Genomic DNA, 6071 nt, shown 5'->3' with positions numbered 1-6071 from the left:
CCGCGTTCGCGAAGCTCGGCCGGATAGGCGGGGGTGAATCTCGGCTTTGACATAGGGCTCATCCTTTGAGTGTTTTACTCTCCGGTAAACCAGGGGCGGTTCAGTTCGGCGCCGACTATGCCGCGCGGCCCCACTTCTGGAGGACCCACGATGCGTAAGCTCCTGATGCTCGCGGGCCTGGCCGCCCTGCTCACGGGCTGCGGCGACCCGCCGATCCGCAAAACCAACTGCTGGTCGGGCATGGCCTTCGTGGCCACAAGTCCCTGCGACTAGGAGGACGTGCGATGCAGGCCTGCGTTTCCGCTCCCGCCTGCATCCTGATCGCCCTTGTGGTGATCCCCGCAGGCGTGGCGGGGCAAGGCGTGCCGGTGATCGATGCGAAAAAGGTTGCCCTCGAGGTGCTCGGCCTGCGCGAGGAGGTGGCCAGAACAGGGGAGCTGCAGGCCAAAAACGAGGAAAGGCTCCGACAGATCGCGGCGCGGGGCGACCAGCTGGCGGCGGCGCAGGAGACGCTCCATCTGCTGTCGGAGACCTCCCGCTTCGTACCGGGTCTTGAGGGAGCGGGGGTCTCGGGCGACGGTGCCTTCACGGGTGCTCCAGAACTCTACGCCATCCCCGACAACAACCCCTATGCCGCCCGTATCATGGGGGATGCGCCCCTCACCATCGAGCAGATGATCGCGGACACCGCGCAGGCCCATGCCGGACACCCGTCCCTGGCACGGGCAGGCATCGATGCGGTCGAGTTCCGCTGCTGGTTGCAGGCGCTCGTCAAGCAGGAGTCGAACTTCTCCATCGGCGCCCGCAGCCCTGTGGGCGCCTTCGGGCTGACCCAGATCATGCCGGGCACCTTCACCGAGCTTGGCATTCCCGACGATGGCAGCCGCCATGACCCCCGCACCCAGCTCGATGGCGGCGCGCGCTATCTGCTGAAGGGTCTCGGCATGTTCGGGACCATGCCGCTTGCGCTTGCCGCCTACAATGCCGGTCCAGGTGCGGTCCAGAAGCACGGTGGCATTCCACCCTACACGGAGACCCGGACCTACGTCGCGAGGATTACCGGCTACTACAACCGTTATGCGGCCCGCATGGGCGGTGATCCGCAGGCCATCGGAACACTGGACCCGCGCGACGTGGTGATTGCCGAAGCCTCGAACGTCTCGGACGCGGCCCTGGGATATGCCGCGGTTAGCCTGAACACCATGGGGGGCTCCGTGGCCCGGCTGCAGGACATCCTGCGGCAGGTCGAGACGACCCGGTCTGCGAAGGCCGCCATGGATCTGAACACCTATGCCCGCGCCGAGGTGGCGCGCATGGCGGTGATCCTGACCCGGCTGCAGGCGGTGGAACGCAAGGTCGAGGCCGCCCGCACCGCGCTGATCCTCGAGGCCTATGCCCGGGACGAAGATTACCTGAACATGAGGATCGATGGATGAAACGGATCTCGAAAGCGTTCGCACTCGGCGCCCTCTCCTGCGCCCTGGCCCTGCCCGTCACCGGACAGGGCGTGCCTACCATCGACGCGACCAGCCTGGCCAAGCTCGTCGAACAGCTCACCGAGGCAAAGCTGCAGTTGAAGGAGCAGATCGCGCAGAACCTCAAGCTCGACGAGCAGACGACGCAGCTCCTCCAGCAGATCGTGCTGCTGCAGGACCAGATCGACGCCTTGCGCGATGGGCTCTCGCTGGCCGACCTCGGTGTCGATCCCGATAGCTTCCTCAGGGACATCCTGCCCGGGTTCTCGGATCTGACCGCTTCGGTCGAGGCAGCGCGCATGGGCGACTGGACCCGCGTGCTGGCCTCGGGCGACGTCCTGGGCAGCGGGCGCACCGTCACAGGTCATGTGGACGGCACCTTCGCGACCGCGGGCCTTACGCGAGAGCGCGTCGACACGCTAGCCGGGAGCGAGGATCAGGCAGCGGCCAGGCTTGGCCAGTCCGCCAACGTCAATGCCTTCATGAGTGTGGCGGCGGAAAGTTCGGCGCAGGCGGCCACCGACAGCCTGACACGGCTCGATGGCCTTGTGCAGACCATTCCCAACACAGCGGGGCTGAAGGAAGCCATCGATCTCAACACGCGGGTCACCGCCGAGCTTGGCATCGCGCTGGCCAATGTCTGGTCAATGGAGGCGATCCAGACGGTTGGTCAGGGTAACATGGGCGTCATGGACGCGGCGACCGCGGCCGGTGAGGAAAAGTACCTGCGCATGAAGCTGGAGGACTGACCATGAGACGGACGGCATTGCTGAGCGGGCTGGTGATCCTGGGCCTTGGCACGATGGGACTGGCGCAAACCTCTGGAGCGCCTCCTGACCTCCCGGAGCCAGAACTGCAGGAACTCTTGGACCGGCAGGCCGAGATGAGCGAGGCGGAACGGAAAGCCGAGGAGGATTTCCTAAACCTCGACCTGTCATCCGATGTTGACGTGTCGAGTGTCGAACGGGTGCCAAGCGCAGATCAGAACCAACCGAACCGGACCTGCGAGCCTACACCGGAGATGAATGCCAATCTGCGCCGATCCAATAAGCCTGGCGATCGCGCCTACCGAGACATTGCGGTTTATCTTTCAACGACGAATGTCATCGCAACACAGGACTGCACCTGTGCCGGAAAAATCATCCCACACGAGACGGTGGTCAGGTTCGAGGATCGGTTGCGCAGGGAATTGGACGTGGATGTCCTTACGCCTGACCACACCCGCGGCCTCTACGAAGCCTACGAACGACAGATCAAGATCGTCGACGCCATGTGTGGAGAATACTGATGGCCTTGGTGGAAACCATTCTCGGCGACCTTGATGCTGCAGTCCTCGACGTTGGCGAGACATACTTCACGTCGACTGCCGATGCTCTCGACCCCATGCTGACGATCGTGACCACGCTGCTGATCGCCTTGGTCGGTGTCAACATGGCGCTTGGCGCCTACCGCCTTTCCATGCGCGATGCCTGGCAGGTCGTGTCACGGATCNGGGCAATCTCGCCCTCAGTTTCTTCCACGGCGGGGCAGCCACGCCCGAGGCCGCTATGGACAAGTTTGCGGTGCAGATGTCGGATGTGGCGGACGGGGCCGCGGCGGCTCAAAGTGCCATCGCCCGGGGCGTGATCGCCGGCTTCCTGTTCATTATCTTGTCGATCCTGATGGCGGCCTATGTGCTGATCGTCGGCTTCTCGAAGATCATGATCGCGTTCTTATTGGGTGTGGCACCGCTAGCAATGATTGCCACCCTGTTTGAGCGCACCAAGAGCCTCTTCGAAGCTTGGCTCACCTCGTTTGTGGGATACCTGCTTTACCCCATTGCGGCAGCTGCAGTGATTGGCGCGGTTGTCGCAATGGCCGAAGCGCAGTTCAGACCGCAAGCCGAGGTGCGGGATTTTTCCATGATCCTCGGTTTTATGTGCGTCGCCTTTGTGGGCATCTTCGCACTGCTGGCGATCCCCACCGCGGCCGCCAACATCACCGGCAACTTCAATCTCGCGAACTTCGCTCCGGAGGCGGTGCGGCTGGTCGGGCGTCCGGTGCTGCTTCCCGCAACTGCGACCGGGGCCGGGATACGCAGGGGAGGAGAGGCGCTCAAGGCCCGTGGGGAGGCCCTTCTATCCGGGGTCGTCACGGGCAAGACCCCGATGCTGGCCGCCCGTGCCCGGGACCGGGCATGGGCCGAGAAGGGCGCCGATCTGCGCGCCAAGCTGCGCGGCATCAACATTATGCAAGGCAAGGGTGACAGCGGCGCATGAGGCGCCCGAGCTTTGGAGAAGGCGATGAAGGACGGCGAGCCCGACAGCAGGACGATCCTGGAAACCGAACTGATCTTCGGTGTCCGCCGGCGTGAGCGGCTGGCTTGGGCCGTGGCCATCGGCGGAGTTCTGGTCGGCCTCGGCGGAATAGCCCTTGCAGGGCTGACGCTGCCCCTGAAGGAGACGCAGGCCTTCCTCGCCATCGTCGACAAGGACACGGGCTTGGCCGAAAGGGCCGTCCGGATCGAGGCGGCGGGTGTCGAGCAAGGCGCGGCTGTCGAGCAGTCGCTTCTCTACACCTACGTCAAGAACCGCGAGACCTATGACGAGGCCGACAACGAGGCCCGCATCCTCCGGGTCTACCGCATGTCCGCCACCCGCGTGCAGGCGGCGCTGAAGGCACAATGGGACAAGGCGAACCCGAACTATCCGCCACTGATCTATGGCGCGAGCGGCAAGGTCGTCGTGGACGTGCTCGCGATCACACCGGTTTCCGAGAACACCGCCCAGGTCCGCTTTACCAAGCGCCTCGAGAAGCCCGGCGAGCCGGACCGGATCGGCAAGTTCTATGCCACGGTCCGCTATGCCTTTGAGCCCACGACCGCGAGCGCGGTGGAGCTCGTCTGGGAGAACCCCTTCGGCTTCACCGTCACCGATTACCGCGTCACGGCGGAAAGCCTTGATGCCCAGGATATGGAGGTCCAGCCATGATCCGCTCCCATGTGATCGGCGCCTTGCTTGCCTTGTTCCTGCCCGCCCTGGCCCTCGCGGAAGCCCGCCCCCGCGCGGGCGGCAATGACAGCCGCCTCACGTATGCCACCTTCCAGGAGGGGCAGGTTTATACCATCAACACCCGGGTCCGGAACGTCACCCTTGTGGAGTTGGGCGACGGCGAGACGATCCGCTCGATTGCCATCGGCGACAGCGAGGCCTTCCAGGTCGAAAAGCTGGAAGGCTCCAACGTCTTTACCGTAAAGCCGGTGCTCGAGGGCGTCAGCACCAACCTGACGGTCGAGACCAACCGGCACTTCTACTTCATCCATGCGGTGGAGTCCTCGCGGGCTACGCCCAACTGGTCGGTGAAGTTCACCGTGCCGGGCAGCGGCGGATCGCGGTCCCGCGGCGCGACTGCGGCAGCGGCGATCCCGGCGGAGGTGCCGATGACCTACCGCGTCCTGAGCCGCAGGGGCGCCACGGAGTTCGCGCCGATCGGGATCTCGGATGATGGCAAGCGCACCCTCTTCCAGATCCCGCCCGGCGCGCCGATCCCGTCGGTCTTCCGGGCCGATGCAAGGGGCCGGGAGTACAGCGTCAACACCAGTGTGAATGGCACGGTCATCACCGTGGGCGCACGCTCGGAACGCTGGGTGCTCCGCTATGGCGACGCCTACGTCTGCGTGGAGGGCACGAAGGCTGGTGCCGGGCAGAGGACGCGCTGATGGCGGACGCCGATCCCCTGGAGGAGCGGCTGCGCCGGATGCAGCCCCCCGCAGCCAGGCCGCCCCTGTGGCGGCGCCTGGCGCTGCCCGCAGGGATGCTGGCGGCAGGACTTGCCGGGGGTGCCTATGTGGCGACGGTGATCCCGTCGGGAGATCCGGCTCCGTCCCCCTTGCCGACCTCGGAGGTTCGCGAGTTCCAGGACGACACCGGGCTTGACGGCTTTACCCTGACCGAGAACGAGCCAAACCCTGCGCCAGCCCTGCCGGACACGCGCACCGCCGTGCGCACGGTTGCCGATCCGCAGGCCCAGGCCGATGCAGCGGCAGCACGTGCGGCCCTGGAGCGGGTCCGGGCTGAACTCGAGGTGGTGCGGGCCGAGTTGGCCGCAGCGCGCGCCAGCCCCAGGACGTCATCCGAAGAGCTTGACGCCCTGCGCGCGGAACTGGACCAGCTCAAGGGCGACATGGCCGGCAAGGACCAGGCGCTCGATGAACTGACCCGCGAGAACCTGCGCCTGCAATCCGATCTGGACCTTGCTGCGGAACTGGCCAGCCAGACGCAGGTCCAGGCCGACCTGGAAGCGCAGCGCCTGGCAGAGCTGGAGCGGCGCCGGGCCGAGCTGGAAGCCCGCCGTGCCGAGGAAGAAGCGCTGCTGCAAGCCCGCACGCAGTCGGCGATGGTGGCATACCGGTCGGGCGGTGGCGGCGAAACAGGGGAAGACAGCGGGGCGGACGGCGTCGATGAACGATCCGACGCCGCAGAGCGGTTCCGGCGTGTAGGCCGATCAGAAGCTGTACAAGCCGAGGTCATCTCCGAGCCCTCGCGCACCGTGGTCCAGGGCACGCTCATTGAGGCGACGCTCGCCAACGCCATCTCAAGCCAGCTCGAGGGCAATGTC

7 protein-coding genes and 1 pseudogene are annotated in these 6071 nt (G+C 65.7%); all 8 read left to right on the top strand.

All coding sequences use genetic code 11. The annotated features are described in order from the left end of the window. Positions 1-150 precede the first annotated feature (150 nt). The gene (locus IEX25_RS19300; protein ID WP_188717328.1) at positions 151-273 is read left to right on the top strand and encodes a lipoprotein; all 123 of its coding nucleotides are present in this window, start codon (positions 151-153) and stop codon (positions 271-273) included. Between the two features lie 11 nt (positions 274-284). After that, complete coding sequence (locus IEX25_RS19295) at positions 285-1436, top strand: lytic transglycosylase domain-containing protein (protein WP_188717326.1); 1152 nt, start codon at positions 285-287, stop codon at positions 1434-1436. After that, complete coding sequence (locus IEX25_RS19290) at positions 1433-2224, top strand: type IV secretion system protein (protein ID WP_188717324.1); 792 nt, start codon at positions 1433-1435, stop codon at positions 2222-2224. The genes IEX25_RS19295 and IEX25_RS19290 overlap by 4 nt, the downstream gene beginning before the upstream one ends. Positions 2225-2226: 2 nt before the next feature. Continuing rightward, positions 2227-2763 (top strand): hypothetical protein, encoded by a 537-nt coding sequence (locus tag IEX25_RS19285; RefSeq protein WP_188717322.1) that lies wholly within the window; start codon positions 2227-2229, stop codon positions 2761-2763. A gap of 259 nt (positions 2764-3022) precedes the next feature. Beyond that, complete coding sequence (locus IEX25_RS19280) at positions 3023-3733, top strand: type IV secretion system protein (protein ID WP_188717320.1); 711 nt, start codon at positions 3023-3025, stop codon at positions 3731-3733. 24 nt (positions 3734-3757) lie between these two features. After that, positions 3758-4444 carry a VirB8 family type IV secretion system protein gene (locus tag IEX25_RS19275; RefSeq protein ID WP_188717319.1) on the top strand — a complete coding sequence of 229 codons (687 nt, stop codon included), beginning with the start codon at positions 3758-3760 and terminating at the stop codon, positions 4442-4444. After that, a complete protein-coding gene (locus IEX25_RS19270) occupies positions 4441-5172 on the top strand; it encodes a TrbG/VirB9 family P-type conjugative transfer protein (RefSeq protein WP_188717317.1) in 732 nt (243 codons plus the stop codon). The genes IEX25_RS19275 and IEX25_RS19270 overlap by 4 nt, the downstream gene beginning before the upstream one ends. Continuing rightward, positions 5172-6071, top strand: a pseudogene (locus IEX25_RS19265) (hypothetical protein); the annotation flags it as partial. The gene IEX25_RS19270 and the pseudogene IEX25_RS19265, both read left to right, overlap by 1 nt.

It is taken from the genome of Paracoccus acridae (assembly GCF_014642735.1).
Lineage (GTDB): Bacteria > Pseudomonadota > Alphaproteobacteria > Rhodobacterales > Rhodobacteraceae > Paracoccus > Paracoccus acridae.
The sequence above is the reverse complement of the archived record's forward strand: the minus strand, read 5'-3'. Positions and strand labels throughout refer to the sequence as shown.